Genomic DNA, 15,689 nt, shown 5'->3' on the forward strand with positions numbered 1-15,689 from the left:
CCATGCAGGTTTCCTTTGCCCCGCACCGATTGCATCAGGCTCTTGCCAGGGCCGGAGATAACCATGTCGCGCGGCCGCTCTTGGCTCATGGCGGCGCGCGCGCTGTCCTTGGGGGCGAGGCGCTGCCGAGTGGTCTGGCGCAATCAATCGTGCCAGGCCCGACAACCCTGTTCGGCCCGCGTGGGGCATGCCTTGCCGGCGCGCAAGGGCCGCTGTTTGTCTGTGACACAGGCCATCATCGGCTCATGATCTGGCGATCTTTGCCATTGGCCGATCAGGCACCGGCTGATCTGGTGATCGGTCAACCGGACTTTTCGCGGGAAGGGCGCAACGCCAAAGGCGACGTGGGACCGGCGACGCTCAACATGCCGACTGGAATCGCAGCGTCCAATGGCGTCCTAGCCGTAGCCGATGCATGGAACCACCGCATTCTGATCTGGCATAGCTACCCCGAAACATCCAACCAGCCCCCAGATGTGGTGCTTGGGCAGACAGATTTTTCCAGTGGGCTTGCCAATCGCGGCGCGAACGCGCCCCAAGCGGACACATTGAACTGGTGTTACGGGGTGGCGATCGTGGACGGGAAATTCATCGTCTGCGACACGGGCAATCGCCGTGTACTGGTTTGGGATCGTATTCCAATCTCGAACGGCACGCCGGCCGATCTGGTCTTGGGGCAGCTCGACTTTGTGACCCGCGATGACAATGCTGGGCAGGCCGGCGGCGCGGTCGGCATGCGCTGGCCCCACGGCATTACGGCCTGCAACGGAATGCTATTCGTGTCTGACGCTGGCAATAATCGCGTAATGGCATGGAGAACGTTTCCGCGTTCTATCGGACAGCCCTGCGATTTCGTGCTCGGCCAGTGCGATTTCGCAAACCTTGATCACAACCGCGCCTCCTATTACCCGACATCCAGCGCGATGAACATGCCGTACGGACTCACCGTGCAAGGCGGAATGCTGATCGTGACCGATACCGCCAATTCGCGGTTGCTTGGATTCGAACTAGACGGGCTATCAATGGATTCTCCTGCCATAGCGCTTGCTGGGCAGCCCATGTTCTCGGCCAAAGGAGACAATAGGTGGCGTTCTGCCACGCGCGATAGCCTGTGCTGGCCCTACGCTGCTTCGGCCAGCGATGATCTGCTGGTCGTGGCTGACGCTGGCAATAATCGCGTGCTCCTCTGGGAGACGGTTTCGTGACCGATCGTAGCAGCATCGCGCAACCGGACGCTAATGTCGGAGCGGAGATTCGAGTGCGCGGCCGCGTGCAAGGAGTTGGCTTTCGGCCGGCGGTCTGGCGTTTCGCGCGTGAGCTTGGTTTGTCAGGCGACGTTCGAAATGACGCGGACGGCGTGCTGATCCGCCTTTACGGCAGCGAGCGCACCATAGCTGCGCTCATCGCCCGCATCCACACTGACTCGCCACCACTGGCCCGTATCGATGCAGTCGAGACAAGGCCCGCTCGTGGCGGTCTGCCAGGGCAATTCGTCATCGCCGGGAGCTTTACCGGTGGCGCAAACACCCAAGTTGCACCTGATGCCGCGATTTGCGCCGAATGTGCCGAGGAGATCACCAGCCCGTTCGGCCGCCGCTATCGCTATCCGTTCACCAACTGCACCAATTGCGGACCACGGCTCGGCATCGTCAGCGCTATCCCCTATGACCGCGCCAGTACCACGATGGCGCCATTTGTGATGTGCGCAGACTGCCGGCTCGAGTACGAAGACCCCGCCGATCGCCGCTTCCATGCCGAAGCAATCGCCTGTCATGCCTGCGGGCCGAAGGCGAGGTTGGTTCGTTTCGACGGCCGGGCGTTTAGCTTCGACCAGTTCTCGATGATGGATGATGTTGATGCCGCGTGTGGCCTGATAAAGAATGGCGAGATTGTCGCGATCAAGGGTCTCGGAGGCTATCAGTTGGCCTGCGATGCCACGAACGCCGCCGCCGTAGCAAGGCTGCGCCGAACGAAGCATCGTGACGCCAAGCCGTTCGCCCTAATGGCCCGTGATCTCGACGTGATTCGTCGCTATTGCAGCGTTAGCGCCCAGGAAGAAGCATTGTTGGCGGCGCCCTCAGGGCCGATCGTGCTGCTCGAGGCCAATGGCCCGGAAAGACTGCCGGACTCAATTGCGCCGGGTCTTGCAACGCTGGGGTTCATGCTGCCGACGACCCCGATGCATCTTATCATGTTGCGTAGGATGGCCCGGCCGGTGGTGATGACCAGCGGCAACCTCTCGGACGAGCCGCAGGTTGTGTTAGACGAGGAAGCGCGCGAACGGCTTGGCGGGATCGCTTCCTATGCGCTGATCCACGATCGTGAAATCGCGAACCGAATTGACGATTCTGTCGTGCGCGTCGTCGGCGGCCGCGTGAGACTGCTGCGCCGAGCCCGCGGCTACGCACCGGAGTGGATAGTCCTGCCCAGGGGATTCGAGGCAGCGCCAGACGTGCTGGCGATGGGCGGCGAGTTGAAATCGACTTTCTGCCTTCTCAAGGATGGTGCCGCTATCCTGTCGCAGCATCAGGGCGATCTGGAGCATGCGAGATGTTTCGATGACTACCGGAAGAATCTCGCGCTCTATGCTCGCTTGTTCGATCACGCACCGGCCGCTCTGGCCGTCGACTTGCATCCCGAATATCTGTCCTCGAAGTTCGCCCATGAGCGCGCCGTCGCCAATCGGCTGCCGCTTGTTGAAGTTCAGCACCACCACGCCCATGTCGCGAGCTGCCTTGCCGAAAACAATTATCCGTTGGATGCCCCTGCGGTGCTCGGTATCGTGCTCGACGGTTTGGGTTGGGGGGGCGACGGTACGCTTTGGGGCGGCGAATTCTTGCTCGCCGATTACCGGGGCTATCAACGGCTTGGCACGTTCAAGCCGGTCGCGATGATCGGTGGGGCTACTGCAGCTCGCGAGCCCTGGCGAAACCTGTACGCGCACCTGATGGCCGAGATGAAGTGGCCTGAATTCTCGATGAATTTCGACCAGCTCTCACTACATGGCTATTTTTCAGGCAAGCCGCGCGGCACCCTCGATGCCATGATCAAGAAGGGCATCAACGCGCTGCCGGCGTCGTCATGTGGTCGGCTGTTCGACGCCGTTGCCGCGGCGCTGGATGTCTGCCGTGAGCGGCAGGCTTACGAGGGTGAGGCCGCGGCGCGACTGGAAGCCCTTGTCGATCCTGATACGATGCTGAATGAGGGGGATGAGCTCGGCTATCCCCTGACAATTCCGAACTTGCCCGGGTCAGGACTGCCTTATATCGAGCCGCGAGCAATGTGGGCCGCAGTGCTCGGTGATCTCATCCTGAACACGCCGGCGCCAGTCATGGCCGCACGCTTCCATAAGGGCTTGGCGATATCGATAGTCGCTATGACGAGAAAGCTCGCCGGCGGTGAGGACGATGCGACGCAGCCGCGTTTCTCGACGGTCGCCTTGTCGGGCGGCTGCTTCCAGAACAGGGTTCTATTCCAGGAAGTCAGCCGTCGTCTTGAACAGGCGAAGTTTTCGGTGCTCTCGCATGCTCAGGTTCCCGCCAACGACGGTGGACTTGCACTGGGGCAAGCGACCATCGCTGCCGCGCATCTGATCGATAAACAAAGGCCGTCAACAGAAGGAAGCAGGTCATGTGTCTCGGCATTCCCGGACGCATCGTGAAGATCGACGATGTGACCAAGCGCCTCGCAACGGTCGACGTTGGTGGCGTCAAGCGACAAATCAACATCGCCTGCATCGTGAACGACGACCATCCGGTCGAGTCGTGCGTAGGCGACTGGGTGCTGGTTCACGTCGGTTTCGCGATGAGTCGGATCAACGAGGAAGAGGCGGCCCAGACCTTGAAAATACTGATCGAACTCGGCGAAGCCCAGGCTGAGATCGAGGCAATGAAGCTGTCGGCGGCCCAGTAAGGAGGGTCTCACCATGTCCAACGAGAGCGATCTCACGGCACTTTACCCGTTTTTGCACGGACAACCTCAGTCACCGGCGCGGTTAGACGCGGCGCTCCTGCATTCGGTCAATGAGAAAGCTCGCGACTCCCGCGAGACCAACTCCCGCTTCTTCGACGAGCAGGGGCCGGTTCTGGTTGCCGCCGCCAAGGCTCTAGCCCACGTCTACCGGCGGGGCGGCCGGCTGTTCTCGATGGGCAATGGCGGGTCAAGCTGCGATGCTTCCCATGTGGCCGTGGAATTTGTTCATCCCATCACTGCAGGCCGGCCGGCGCTCGCCGCGACCAATCTCGTTGCGGACCTCGCAATGATCTCCGCCGTTGGCAACGATCTCGGCTTCGAGCACGTCTTTGTCCGTCAGCTGTTGGCGCAGGGAAAAGCCGGTGACGCGTTGGTTGGCATTTCCACCAGCGGCAATTCTACCAATCTGATGGCTGCGTTCGCCAAAGCCAAGGAGATTGGCATCGTCACGATCGGCCTTGCGGGCGGCGACGGCGGCAAGATGAAATCGTCAGGTCTGGTCGACTTCTGCCTAGTGGTGCCAACGACATCCATCCACCGCGTCCAGGAATGTCACGTGGCGGCCTATCATATCTTGTGGGATCTCGTGCACACGCTACTGGCGGACGACCGCGGATCAGCCACCACGAAGGGGGCCGCAGCATGAAATATGTCGATGAATTTCGCGATTCTGAAAAGGCTGGCTTCCTGGTCCGGGAAATCGAAGCGCTGGTCTCAACCATGACGCTGCCGCCCGACAGGCCAATTTATATCATGGAGGTCTGTGGCGGTCACACGCATTCAATCTTCCGCTACGGCCTCGAGGGCATGTTGCCCAAGGAGATCGAACTGATTCATGGACCGGGCTGCCCGGTTTGCGTGTTGCCTATGGGACGCGTGGATGATTGCGTGTCGATTGCAGAGAACCCTGGCGTCATCTTTGCAACTTTCGGCGACGCCATGCGGGTTCCGGGTTCGAAGAAGAGCCTGCTGCAGGCGAAGGCCGATGGTGCCGACGTCCGGATGGTCTATTCGCCGATGGATGCGCTGGCGCTTGCCCGCAAGAACAGGGATCGCGAGGTCGTTTTCTTCGGGCTCGGGTTCGAGACCACGATGCCATCGACGGCGTTGACCGTCCTGCAGGCGGAAGCCGAGGAAATTACCAACTTCTCGGTGTTCTGCAATCACATCACCATTGTTCCCACAATCAAGGCGATCCTGGACAGCCCGGGCCTCCAGCTCGATGGCTTCCTTGGACCCGGTCACGTCTCAATGGTGATCGGCACAACTCCCTACGAATTCATCGCCAATTTCTACCGAAAGCCGATGGTGGTGGCCGGTTTTGAGCCGCTCGATATCCTTCAGTCCATCTGGATGGTGTTGAAGCAGATCAAGGATGGCCGCAGCGAGGTTGAAAATCAGTATGCCCGCATCGTTCCGGATGGCGGAAATGCAGCCGCGCTGCAAGCGGTCTCACGCGTCTACGAACTGCGTGAGTTCTTCGAATGGCGCGGGCTTGGCTCCATCGACCACTCCGGTGTCAAGCTACGCGAAAAGTATGCTGGCTACGACGCTGAGCGAAAGTTCGCCATCCCCAACTTAAAGATCGCCGATCCGAAGTCGTGCCAGTGCGGCGAGGTGCTCAAGGGCGTTATCAAGCCGTGGCAGTGCAAGGTATTCGGCTCGGCATGTACGCCGGAGATGCCGCTCGGGTCGTTGATGGTTTCGTCCGAGGGCGCCTGCGCAGCCTATTACCAATATGGCGGCCAGAAGAGCTACAAGGAGGCAGTATGAACGTCGCGCCGTTCATTCACGCTCGGAAGCTCGGCAAAGTCAGTGTCGATAAGGTCACGCTTGCCCACGGTGGTGGAGGCAAGGCAATGAAGGATCTGATCGACGACGTGTTCGTCGCGGCTTTCGACAATCGTTCGCTCGCGCCCCTAGAAGACCAGGCTCGGTTCAGCCTGGCCGAACTGGCTGGCTATGGAGACCGGCTCGCTTTCACGACGGACTCCTTTGTAGTTGATCCGTTATTCTTCCCCGGCGGCGATATTGGAGAACTTGCGGTTTGCGGAACGGTCAACGACCTCGCGGTCGGGGGAGCGAAGCCGCTATATTTATCGTGTGCAGTGATCATCGAGGAGGGGACGAGCATCGAGCTCTTGCGCCAAGTTGCGCGCTCGATGGCAATGACCGCCCAAGCAGCCGGCGTTGTCATCTCCACTGGCGACACCAAGGTGGTGCAACGTGGCGCGTGCGACAAGCTGTTCATCACCACCACGGGCATCGGTGTGATCCGCAGAAACCTCGAACTCGAAGTCGGCAACGCCAGGCCAGGCGATGTGGTGATGGTCAATGGTTTGCTCGGTGACCACGGCGCAGCGATTTTGTGCGCGCGCGGGGACATGGCGCTTGATTCGACGATCGAAAGCGATTGCGCCTGCCTTCATGGCCTGATCGAAAGACTTTTAGAGGCGGCACCCGAAGTTAGATTCATGCGCGATGCGACGCGCGGTGGATTGGCGACAGTACTCAACGAGATCGCCGAAGCCTCCCAGGTTGCGATTGAGATCGACGAACGCGCCACTCCTATTCGCGAGGAGGTGAAGGCCTTTTGCGAAATACTTGGCCTTGATCCGCTTTATCTCGCAAATGAGGGGAAGATTGTGGTGATCACGCCTCCCGAACAGGCCGATGCCGCACTCTCAGCCATGCGGGCTCACCCGCTGGGCGCGGGGGCCGCAGTCGTCGGCAGGGTCAAACGGGGAGAGCCAGGGCGTGTCACCATGCGCACCGTGTTTGGCGGGCAGCGGATCGTCGACATGTTGGTGGGCGAGCAATTGCCGCGGATTTGCTGAGGCTCCTCATGCACGAACTAGGTATTACTCGCAACGTTATCGCGATCGTTGGCGACGCCGCCAAGGGCCGTCGGGTTCGCCGCGTCAATCTTGATGTTGGCGAATTGTCCGGCGTGATGCCGGACGCGATCGCCTTCTGCTTCGAGACGGTTGCCCGGGGGACGATGCTGGAAGGCGCAACGCTGGAGATCAGGAAGATCGAGGGACGCGCCCGCTGCGATTCTTGTGGACTGGAGTTCGTCACCCGGACTCTGTTCAGCGCGTGTAGCTGCGGTTCGCGCCGGCTGACGCGATTGCAGGGCGAAGAATTGAACATCAAGAGCATGGAACTGGAAGAGGAGGTCGCTTGATGTGTGGTCATTGCGGATGCGGAGACAAGCGAGGCGCCACAGTCCTAAATCTTCAGACCGGGAAGGAAATCGATATGAGCGGCCATTCCCATCACGATGATCATAGCCATGAGCATGCGCATCACCTGAAACATGAACATTTGCTGGGCGATGGTGTCATGCATAGTCACGATCACCACCACCCCCATGACGGTCTCCACGACCATCATCATGTCCACGATCATGTTCACGCCGATGGCACACGTCATAGCCATAGTCATGCAGCCCACGATGATCACAGCGTGGAGCATCGACACGATCACGCTGGGGGCAGCGTGATCGAGCTGGAGACACGGATCCTCGCAAGGAATGATGCGCTGGCGGCCAAAAACCGGGCATGGTTTGCGGGTCGCGAAATCCTCGCGCTCAATCTGGTCAGCTCGCCGGGTTCGGGCAAAACGACGCTGCTGGAGCACACGATTCGCGACCTGTCTGCCGAGCTAAAGATCTACGTGGTCGAGGGCGATCAAGCGACCGCCAATGACGGTGAGCGAATTCGGGCCGCAGGAGCGCCGGCGGTGCAAGTCAACACCGGCACGGGGTGCCATCTCGAGGCCGACATGGTTGCCCGCGGGTTGCGCGAGCTGCAACCCGGGGCGGGATCAGTGGTGATGATCGAGAATGTCGGCAATCTGGTGTGTCCTTCGATGTTCGACCTCGGAGAACGCGCAAAGGTTGTGATCCTCTCGGTGACCGAGGGCGAAGACAAGCCGCTGAAATATCCCCACATGTTCCGTGCTGCAGAGATCATGATTTTGAATAAACTCGATCTGCTGCCGCATGTCGACTTTGATGTCTCGCGGGCGGTGACTAATGCGCGGACTGTTAACCCGGACATCACGGTGTTTCAGCTTTCAGCGCGTACCGGCGAGGGACTTGCCGATTGGTACGACTGGTTGCGCCGTGAATTGAGCAAGGCAGGCGAGGCTGTGTTCGCCTAGAGCATTGATTGCGCCGACTAGGTCCTCGCTTCAATGTTCTGCTCTGACGCTTCTCTATCGCAGATGGATATACGCGATCTGCGCGAACGTTGATTGTTGTGCGAACGGCCGGCTGTTCCCCGATATGCAGCGGGGTATGTCTGCCACAGACCGCGGGGGCGCAGATGTTCGGGATTTTGGGGCTGGGATTCCTGCTCGGCATGCAACATGCGCTGGAAGCGGATCATATCGCTGCAGTCTCCAGCATCGCAGCCCGGCGTACCAATGTCGGCGATATCGTCAGGCATGGGCTGACCTGGGGACTCGGACATACGCTCGCCCTTTTCGTCTTCGCTGGTGTCGCCATCCTGCTAGGCCACGCGATCCCCGAAAGCCTTGCGCTACCGCTCGAAACTGCCGTTGGCGTGATGTTGATCGGTCTGGGCATCAATGTTCTCTGGAAGCTATGGCGTGATCGCGTTCATTTTCATCGCCACGGACATTTCGACGGAACAAAGCACACTCACGTTCATAGCCATCGGAATGAAAGATCGATAGATCAGCAACGCGCGCATACCCATGACCACGGGTTTCGCTGGCGTTCGTTGCTGGTGGGGCTTGTCCATGGGATTGCCGGTTCGGCCGCGTTGCTGGTGCTCGCGGTATCGCAAATCAGCAATCCCGTTTACGGAATGCTGTACGTCGGGCTGTTCGGCATCGGGTCGATGTTTGGAATGGGCTGCCTTTCGATCATCATCGCCGTGCCGCTGGCAATCTCGGCCCGGTGGCTGACGTGGACCAACCGCGCGATCCAAGGTGTCGTTGGCGCTGTTACAATCGGTCTGGGGGCTCTGACTGTCTATACCACGGCAATCGCTTACAGTTACGCGACAACCTAGGCGGCATCCGCTTTGGCCGGGCATGAGTGGAGCTATTCGTGTTTGCGAGCTCTGTCGGTCTCTATGCACTGCTGTTCTAGAGGTGCGTCAGAGTGGCATTGTGAGAAGTGACCGGACGAAGCAATTCCTGCGGCGATTGGTCTGCTCGGCAGCTTTCGTTGCCCTAACCGGTCCGGCAGTGCCCTCGGCGGCGCAAGAGCTTGCGGTGGCTCAGCCAATGCAGCTTCCTCCGGTCACGGTGACGTCGCCGGATGTCGCGCCGCGCAGGCGGACTGTCGGGGCAAAAGCGGCGCAAAATAGGGCATCGCGAACCAGGAATATTGTGCCGTCGGATCAGCCGCAAACAGGCAGTGAAGGCACTCGCGGGGGCATGCGGGGTGCATCGTCAAGCCCCGTGGGAGCTCTTCAGTCCGCCGCCGCGAGCGCCTTGCTTGTGAGCGGTGAGCAGGTGAATGCCATTCCGTTCTCGCGGCCAGGCGAGGCGCTGGAGGTCGTTCCTGGACTGATCGTCACGCAGCATTCCGGCGAAGGCAAAGCCAATCAATATTTTCTGCGGGGCTTCAATCTGGATCACGGTACGGACCTCGCGATAGGTGTCGACGGCATGCCTGTCAACATGCCAACGCACGGACACGGGCAGGGCTACGCCGACATCAATTTCCTGATCCCCGAGCTGATCCAGTCGGTTGGCATCCGCAAAGGTCCATACTTCGCGGACGTCGGCGATTTCGCGTCCGCTGGCGCGGTCAGCATCGACTACATGAGCAAGCTGCCGAAAAACATCGCGGAGATGACCTTTGGCAGTTTTGGGTATCGCCGAGCGCTGGTGGCGGGTTCCACCGCGGTGGGCGACGGTACACTGCTCGCCGCTGCCGAGAGCAGCAAATACGGCGGTCCCTGGGACGTGCCGGACAAGGTGCGGAAGATCAACAGCGTCTTGCGCTATAGTCAGGGTATCGCGACCGACGGATTCACGTTCACTGGAATGGCCTACTCCAACGGCTGGAATTCGACTGATCAGATCGCGCAGCGCGCCGTCGATCTGGGTGTCATCGGCCGCTTCGGCTCGCTCGATCCGACCGACGGCGGCACCTCCAGCCGCTTCAGTCTCTCCGGCAGTTGGGCTCGTTCAGGCGAGTACGGCCAAAGCAATATCAGCGCCTATGTCGTCCGTTCTGAGCTTCAGCTCTTCAACAACTTCACCTATGTCCTCGATGATCCGCTGAACGGCGACCAATTCAGCCAACTCGATCGTCGCACACTCGGCGGCTTCGATGCGCGGCATGCATTCGACTGGCGTTTCGGTGGGTTCGAAACACAGACCCGTTTTGGCGGGCAGGGCCGCCACGACCATATCCAGGTCGGCTTATTTGGGACCGAGCAGCGCGCATGGCTTTCGACCGTACGCGCGGACCGCGTGGAGGAAGGAAGCGTCGGCATCTGGATGGATAGCACCACGCGCTGGGCCGACTGGTTGCGGACCACTGTTGGAATTCGCGAGGACATCTTTGCCGGACGCGTTCTCAGCGACACGCCGCAGAATTCTGGTAACGCCCAAGCGTCGATGATGAGTCCGAAAGCTGGCATCGTGTTTGGACCCTGGTTCAAGACCGAATTCTACGGCAATGCCGGCTACGGCCTGCACAGCAATGATATCCGCGGCGCCACCATCAGCGTTGATCCCCGCGATAAGGTAACCTCGCTCGATCGTGTTCCGCTCCTGGTGCGCTCGCGTGGCGCCGAGCTGGGTATCCGCACCAGGGCCATCGATGGCCTTACCAGCTCGGTCGCAGTGTTTGTGCTCGACTTCGACTCTGAACTCCTGTTCGTCGGCGATGCCGGAACGACCGAACCCAGCCGGCCAAGCCGACGTGTCGGAGTGGAGTGGACCAATAGTTACAAGCCCGCGCCCTGGCTGACCTTCGACCTTGATCTTGCCTATACCCGCGCGCGCTTCAGCGATCTCGATCCCACGGGCGACCGCATTCCTGGTGCCCCGGCCTGGATCGCCAGCGGCAGCATCATCGTCGGTCGTGAAATAGGCTGGTTCGGCGCGCTGAAGGCGCGCTATTTCGGCCCCCGTCCATTGATTGAGGACGATAGCGTACGTTCGGCTTCCTCGCTGATCTTCAATGCGCGCGCAGGCTACCGATTTGACAATGGTGCGCGATTGCAGCTGGACGTGCTCAACCTGTTCGGCGCCCAGACCAACCAGGTCGAATATTACTATCTATCGCGTCTACCGGGTGAGCCGATCGGCGGCATCGCCGACCGTCATGTGCATCCGGGCGAACCGCGAGCCTGGCGTGTAACGCTGGCGTCGTCGTTCTAACCGACATCAAAGCTTCAATTCGTTAGCTGAAGTACTGCTTCGGAGCTCCTGACTGAGAGCTGCGCTACATTCAATCGAGCAAACGTCAGCATCGCTTGTTGCGAAGCTTGGATCTGACCGGTGCATGTCAGCGGCCCGCGAACTGGCGACCGTTCCTAGCCAGGCAGCGCCTATGATACGACGACGTTAGACAAGCCTCCGAACACCATTGCCGTGTTCGGGGCGAACGCGCACATCGGAAATCCGCTTGCGAGGTTTGTGCGCTTCAAGGCTCCGCACGTGAAGTTGCGGTTGATCTCGAGCAATCCGGCAACGACGAGCATCTCGTGCAGCAGTTCCCGGATGCGCAGATATGTCGCGCCGACTATTTCGATCAGGCATCGCTTGGACGAAGCGCTCCGGGATGCGGAGGGGATATTCATCGTCACGCCGACCTATCTGGACGAAAAGGTCGCGATGACCAACCTCGTCGCTTCGATCAAGGCAGTCGGCTCGGTGGTCCACATCGTTCGGATCGTCGGGCACGAGCCGGAACAGAAGATCGACCAGATTCCGCAGAGGCTGCGTGACTTCGGAAGCGGCACCGCGACACAACATTTCATCGCGCGTGAGGTGCTGGATGCGAGCGGGCTCCCGATCACCTACCTCAATATCGGCGCCTCCTATATGGATAATTTCATCAGGATCGCGGAAATTACCCAGCGGACGAAGTCCCTGGTGTGGCCGCAACGCTATATTCCCTACATCGACCCGCGGGAGGTCGGAGAGATTGCGGCCCGTCTTCTGCTGTCTCCCGACCGTCGCTAGGTCAACCAGTTGCTGACCATCAACAACGGTCAGGATCTGCTCACCTCGGATGCGGTTGCAGCGATCATGAGCGAGGTTCTGCTCCAGCCGATTTCTCATGACGGGTCAAAGGAGGCGTTTCTTCGGGAATTTACCGGGATCTGGGAGAAGCGTTACAACAGGAAGGGGGTCGCGGAGTACCTTTGGGAGTTCTTGAGGTACGAAGCCGAGAATTCTGCATTCCAATCGTTGAACGATTTGGCAGAGCGGATCTTGCAGAGGAAGCCGACGACCCTGCGCGCGTTTTTCCAGGAGCATCGCGCGCTGATATGCTAGGTGCCCCGGGCCGATGAGTGGGCGGATCATGGCGTGGCTGCCGTGACGGGCTGTCGTTGTCCGAGCAATAGGCTAGTCGCGGCCCTCGGTCTTGCCGCCAAAGGGCTTGCGTTGCGATAGGCCCTGTGGAGTAGTGCTTTCAAGTGATCGCTCGAAAGGCTCTATCCTGATGGAGGCCCGGGTGCCGACGAGACTTAGGGTGAAGCCAACATCGCCGTTCCAGTCCAGGATTGGTGCTGCGATCGAGACGTATCCGCTCAGGTCGGATCGGATAATTGTCGCGTAGCCTTTTCGTTTGCACCGAGAGATGAAAGAAAATCTAGAGACAACCAACCTGAGTAGGCTAACTGAATGCGCTGCAGTGTCAGCGGCGGGCCGATGTATCGGGAGGGGAGTGACGTCGTCGCCAAGCCAAATTTGCGCCGATCGCTTGTCGAAGAGTCAATTCGTTGAATGCGCCCATCATGGAACGGCCGCTTCTGGCGCGAAGCGGCTGTTCATACGCAAAAAGCGTCCCGTGAATGATTAGGAAGCGGAATATCGCGCTATGTCGCGGATTAGGCGGGATGTAGGACGTGCAGGGTTTCGGACCCGCGTCCCTAGCCATAGTAGGCCTTGCTGTGCGGGGAGCCGGGGGACTCGCCTGTTCGACCAATTGCAAGAATTGGGTGTCGCGTGTTTTTGATTTGAGCCTACGAGGTTTAATTTTGCGCACAAGACGGCCGCCGAAATTACGATCCGCGCATTGGAGGACTTGGCACCGACAAAGCGCAGCGCTACTTCGCTTCTGACTTGATAGGCTTTCGCTTGTGCGACGCTACCGAGACGGCAGTGGTCGAAGTCGCCGCTGGCAGCATGCAGCAACGCGAGACTGCACGCGCACAGCCAGTACTGCAATGCAGTACTGGCTTCGAGGAAAGAATCGACGAAGGCGAAATACGTGAAGAAGCCGGGATTGCTTTAATCAGTTGAAAAGAAAGAAAAATACGCTAGTTCTATGCTCCCGATCATTTGCTGGCCCAAAAATCGGTTGGACCGACTTGAACTACAAAAATGACTGAAAACAGGATGTTAGAGAGACGCTTTGCTGTAGCACCCTTGATGGATTGGACCGAGAGTTCAAGTTTTTCAATCAGTTAGAAGGCGCCGTGTGCACGATGTGTGCACTAAGAGATCAAACATCGCCGTGGATTGGCGCAAGCGCTAGCGAATACCGGGCGCTCAGGTGTTTTCGGTAAGGCTCGACCAGACAAAGCTCCGGTCGAATCTCATGCCGTGAAGCGCAGGTGCTTCCAAGCCATTCGCGGTGAACCATTGGTGCCACTGCACCCGCTTCACGTCGGAGTTCGTCATGCCGACGATGTTATGACGGCGCCCGGATACTGCGCGAGTCTGTTCTCCCAAACTGCGAGGGCCGTCGGCCCTCGTTCTTTGTCATGGGCATTCCACTGGCGACCGTTTCAACACGAGAATTTGTCACTGTGTTTTTCAACTCAGATCGGTGCAAGGTCCGCAGGCTGGAGGCTTCAACATTCGCGGCCTGCTTGCCGTAAGCAAGTCTGGGGTGCTCGGAGTCCTCAAGAGACAAGCAACTAGAGTCCGTCGGAGCCGATTTCAAAGGCGCCCCCAACAGGCAGGCGCAGAAGCGATGGCCGCGATGGGCCGTGATGGACCGCAATCGTGGTCACGACAGCATGCGTCTTTGGGGTGCTCACCGGATCTTCGCCTGTCCCCGGATTCACGGGGTACGCTGGGTAGTCCGCGCCCGCGATGGAGAGGCGCAACCGTTCACCCCTCCTGAGCGTCGTGCACGTAGTGGCCAGCTTCAGCTCGTATCGGCCAGCGGTCGCGACACGGTAATGCGCGTATCCGCTTGAGATCTGAAGAACCCTTCCGTCAGAAGTGATGAGTGAAAGGATGCAGCAGAGATCAAAGCTCGGATGGTCGCAGCTCAGCTCGAGTTCGACTTCGGGTTCGCCGACCACCTCGATCGCGTCTTCAAGAGCTTGTGTTGTGAAGGTCAGAACGTCGCCGCGTTCATCGGTGACCCGGCGATCGACCGGCCCTGTCGGAATGCCATAGTAGCCTCCGACCGTCGGTGCGGGTCGCCAGGGATCATGCACGATATGCTCGACGTCATCCTCCGGGTCGGCCGAAGACCGAGAGTACCGTCCTCAACGTCCGTCGCTGCGCGACCCGTTCCGCCCAGAAAGAATGACAACGTGTCATCACGCAGAGCCTGGTATTGTCGCCATGCCTTCAGCCCCATGTCGAACAGCTCGACCCTTTGGTGTTCCGCATCATTCGATACAGCCTTGAGAACATGGTCAAAGAACCGGATGTGATCGACGTCAACGTTGCGTTGCGCTTCCGCACCGAAGTCGACCGCGCCCACCTTGCGGGTCCACGGAAAATGGATCCAGGGGCCGACAATGAGCCGCGTTTCCTCGTTGCTGCTTGCAAGGGCCCGGAAGGACTTGATCGTGGCCGGCAGAAAAGGGTCGAACCAACCGCCGACAAACAGCATTGGAAGTCGGCGGGCGCGAATGGCCTCGACATATGTTACCGGCGAGATGCTGTCCCAATAGGGCGAATCGGGCGGCGTTTCGAGCCAGTCCATGACGTGCGAATAGTGCCGGTATTTCTGAAGCAGCTGGGGCATCGCCGCGATGGCCCCATTAAGCGGCAAGTTGCTTCCCGCCGCCTGCAGCGCGCTGAAGGCCTCGTTGTCGCCCGCGCGCCGTGCGGCTTCGGCCGTGATCTGAATGCCCCAGCCGATCATGTGCTTCATTTGCAGGGCGCCGTTCTCATAGGCCCAATGTGCGGGATTCCAAGGTCCCATCGCTGGCGCGAGGGCTTTCAGGGAGGGGCAGTCTCCCGCAGCCGCCAATAGCTGGTTGTAGGCCTGGTAGGAGAAGCCATACATCCCGACGTCGCCGTTCGAACCATCAAGACGCGCTGCCCATTCAACCGTCGCGGCGCCGTCCTCGACTTCGGTTTCACCAGGGCGGAATGTCCCCTCCGATGTGCCGCGCCCCCTGACATCCTGCACCACGACGATATAGCCGTGCGAGGCGTACCATGCCGGATGCGCATAGCAGATGCTGCACGCAATGCGCCTGCTGTAGGCTTGACGCTGAAGCAGAACGGGGTAGGGCCCAGGCGCCGCCGGGCGATAGACGTCCGCATCGAGCCGCGTTCCGTCCTTCAATGTCATC

Annotated in this window: 15 protein-coding genes and 1 pseudogene; 13 read left to right on the plus strand and 3 right to left on the minus strand. The window is 59.8% G+C overall.

What is annotated here, in order from left to right; genetic code table 11:
* Nucleotides 1–2 precede the first annotated feature (2 nt).
* The 13 genes from AC0L3C_RS09740 (at nt 3) to AC0L3C_RS09800 (ending at nt 13,443) form a co-directional block, all read left to right on the plus strand.
* A complete protein-coding gene (locus AC0L3C_RS09740) occupies nt 3–1,205 on the plus strand; it encodes an NHL repeat-containing protein (RefSeq protein WP_473407805.1) in 1,203 nt (400 codons plus the stop codon).
* Nucleotides 1,202–3,661: a carbamoyltransferase HypF gene (gene hypF, locus AC0L3C_RS09745; protein ID WP_473407806.1), complete on the plus strand. Its 2,460-nt coding sequence runs from the start codon at nt 1,202–1,204 to the stop codon at nt 3,659–3,661. Before AC0L3C_RS09740 ends, hypF begins: the two co-directional genes overlap by 4 nt.
* Nucleotides 3,631–3,912 (plus strand): HypC/HybG/HupF family hydrogenase formation chaperone, encoded by a 282-nt coding sequence (locus AC0L3C_RS09750; protein WP_007594357.1) that lies wholly within the window; start codon nt 3,631–3,633, stop codon nt 3,910–3,912. The genes hypF and AC0L3C_RS09750 overlap by 31 nt, the downstream gene beginning before the upstream one ends.
* A gap of 13 nt (nt 3,913–3,925) precedes the next feature.
* Nucleotides 3,926–4,618 (plus strand): D-sedoheptulose-7-phosphate isomerase, encoded by a 693-nt coding sequence (locus AC0L3C_RS09755; protein WP_473407807.1) that lies wholly within the window; start codon nt 3,926–3,928, stop codon nt 4,616–4,618.
* A complete protein-coding gene (gene hypD / locus AC0L3C_RS09760) occupies nt 4,615–5,745 on the plus strand; it encodes a hydrogenase formation protein HypD (RefSeq protein WP_473407808.1) in 1,131 nt (376 codons plus the stop codon). Before AC0L3C_RS09755 ends, hypD begins: the two co-directional genes overlap by 4 nt.
* Entirely contained in the window at nt 5,742–6,809 is a 1,068-nt protein-coding gene (hypE, locus tag AC0L3C_RS09765) for a hydrogenase expression/formation protein HypE (protein ID WP_473257961.1), read from the plus strand. The genes hypD and hypE overlap by 4 nt, the downstream gene beginning before the upstream one ends.
* Nucleotides 6,803–7,159, plus strand: a complete 357-nt coding sequence (locus AC0L3C_RS09770; RefSeq protein WP_473407809.1) for a hydrogenase maturation nickel metallochaperone HypA/HybF — start codon at nt 6,803–6,805, stop codon at nt 7,157–7,159. The genes hypE and AC0L3C_RS09770 overlap by 7 nt, the downstream gene beginning before the upstream one ends.
* A complete protein-coding gene (gene hypB, locus AC0L3C_RS09775) occupies nt 7,159–8,139 on the plus strand; it encodes a hydrogenase nickel incorporation protein HypB (RefSeq protein ID WP_473407810.1) in 981 nt (326 codons plus the stop codon). Before AC0L3C_RS09770 ends, hypB begins: the two co-directional genes overlap by 1 nt.
* Nucleotides 8,140–8,303: 164 nt before the next feature.
* Complete coding sequence (locus AC0L3C_RS09780; protein ID WP_473407811.1) at nt 8,304–9,017, plus strand: HoxN/HupN/NixA family nickel/cobalt transporter; 714 nt, start codon at nt 8,304–8,306, stop codon at nt 9,015–9,017.
* 217 nt (nt 9,018–9,234) lie between these two features.
* Nucleotides 9,235–11,349 carry a TonB-dependent receptor gene (locus AC0L3C_RS09785; protein ID WP_473407873.1) on the plus strand — a complete coding sequence of 705 codons (2,115 nt, stop codon included), beginning with the start codon at nt 9,235–9,237 and terminating at the stop codon, nt 11,347–11,349.
* A gap of 258 nt (nt 11,350–11,607) precedes the next feature.
* Nucleotides 11,608–12,156, plus strand: coding sequence for a Rossmann-fold NAD(P)-binding domain-containing protein (locus AC0L3C_RS09790; RefSeq protein ID WP_473407812.1), 549 nt, complete (start codon nt 11,608–11,610; stop codon nt 12,154–12,156).
* 9 nt (nt 12,157–12,165) lie between these two features.
* Nucleotides 12,166–12,471 carry a hypothetical protein gene (locus tag AC0L3C_RS09795; RefSeq protein ID WP_473407813.1) on the plus strand — a complete coding sequence of 102 codons (306 nt, stop codon included), beginning with the start codon at nt 12,166–12,168 and terminating at the stop codon, nt 12,469–12,471.
* A gap of 831 nt (nt 12,472–13,302) precedes the next feature.
* The gene (locus AC0L3C_RS09800) at nt 13,303–13,443 is read left to right on the plus strand and encodes a hypothetical protein (RefSeq protein ID WP_473407814.1); all 141 of its coding nucleotides are present in this window, start codon (nt 13,303–13,305) and stop codon (nt 13,441–13,443) included.
* A 276-nt stretch (nt 13,444–13,719) separates the two neighbouring features.
* On the opposite strand, the pseudogene AC0L3C_RS09805 reads toward AC0L3C_RS09800, so the two are convergent.
* The 3 genes and pseudogenes from AC0L3C_RS09805 to AC0L3C_RS09815 all read right to left on the minus strand — a co-directional run.
* Nucleotides 13,720–13,824: pseudogene (locus AC0L3C_RS09805) on the minus strand (LysR substrate-binding domain-containing protein); the annotation flags it as partial.
* 239 nt (nt 13,825–14,063) lie between these two features.
* Nucleotides 14,064–14,594 carry a CocE/NonD family hydrolase gene (locus AC0L3C_RS09810; RefSeq protein WP_473407815.1) on the minus strand — a complete coding sequence of 177 codons (531 nt, stop codon included), beginning with the start codon at nt 14,592–14,594 and terminating at the stop codon, nt 14,064–14,066.
* Nucleotides 14,492–15,688 (minus strand): CocE/NonD family hydrolase, encoded by a 1,197-nt coding sequence (locus tag AC0L3C_RS09815; protein ID WP_473407816.1) that lies wholly within the window; start codon nt 15,686–15,688, stop codon nt 14,492–14,494. The genes AC0L3C_RS09810 and AC0L3C_RS09815 overlap by 103 nt, the downstream gene beginning before the upstream one ends.
* Nucleotide 15,689 lies beyond the last annotated feature (1 nt).

It is taken from the genome of Bradyrhizobium sp. WSM4872 (genome assembly GCF_055811715.1).

Bases quoted from the DNA above. Each gene is read 5' to 3' on its own strand.
- AC0L3C_RS09750 (WP_007594357.1), top strand. From the start codon at position 3,631: ATGTGTCTCGGCATTCCCGGACGCATCGTGAAGATCGACGATGTGACC.
- AC0L3C_RS09780 (WP_473407811.1), top strand. From the start codon at position 8,304: ATGTTCGGGATTTTGGGGCTGGGATTCCTGCTCGGCATGCAACATGCG.
- AC0L3C_RS09740 (WP_473407805.1), top strand. From the start codon at position 3: ATGCAGGTTTCCTTTGCCCCGCACCGATTGCATCAGGCTCTTGCCAGG.
- AC0L3C_RS09785 (WP_473407873.1), top strand. From the start codon at position 9,235: ATGCAGCTTCCTCCGGTCACGGTGACGTCGCCGGATGTCGCGCCGCGC.
- hypD (WP_473407808.1), top strand. From the start codon at position 4,615: ATGAAATATGTCGATGAATTTCGCGATTCTGAAAAGGCTGGCTTCCTG.
- AC0L3C_RS09815 (WP_473407816.1), bottom strand. From the start codon at position 15,688: ATGACATTGAAGGACGGAACGCGGCTCGATGCGGACGTCTATCGCCCG.
- hypB (WP_473407810.1), top strand. From the start codon at position 7,159: ATGTGTGGTCATTGCGGATGCGGAGACAAGCGAGGCGCCACAGTCCTA.
- AC0L3C_RS09755 (WP_473407807.1), top strand. From the start codon at position 3,926: ATGTCCAACGAGAGCGATCTCACGGCACTTTACCCGTTTTTGCACGGA.
- hypE (WP_473257961.1), top strand. From the start codon at position 5,742: ATGAACGTCGCGCCGTTCATTCACGCTCGGAAGCTCGGCAAAGTCAGT.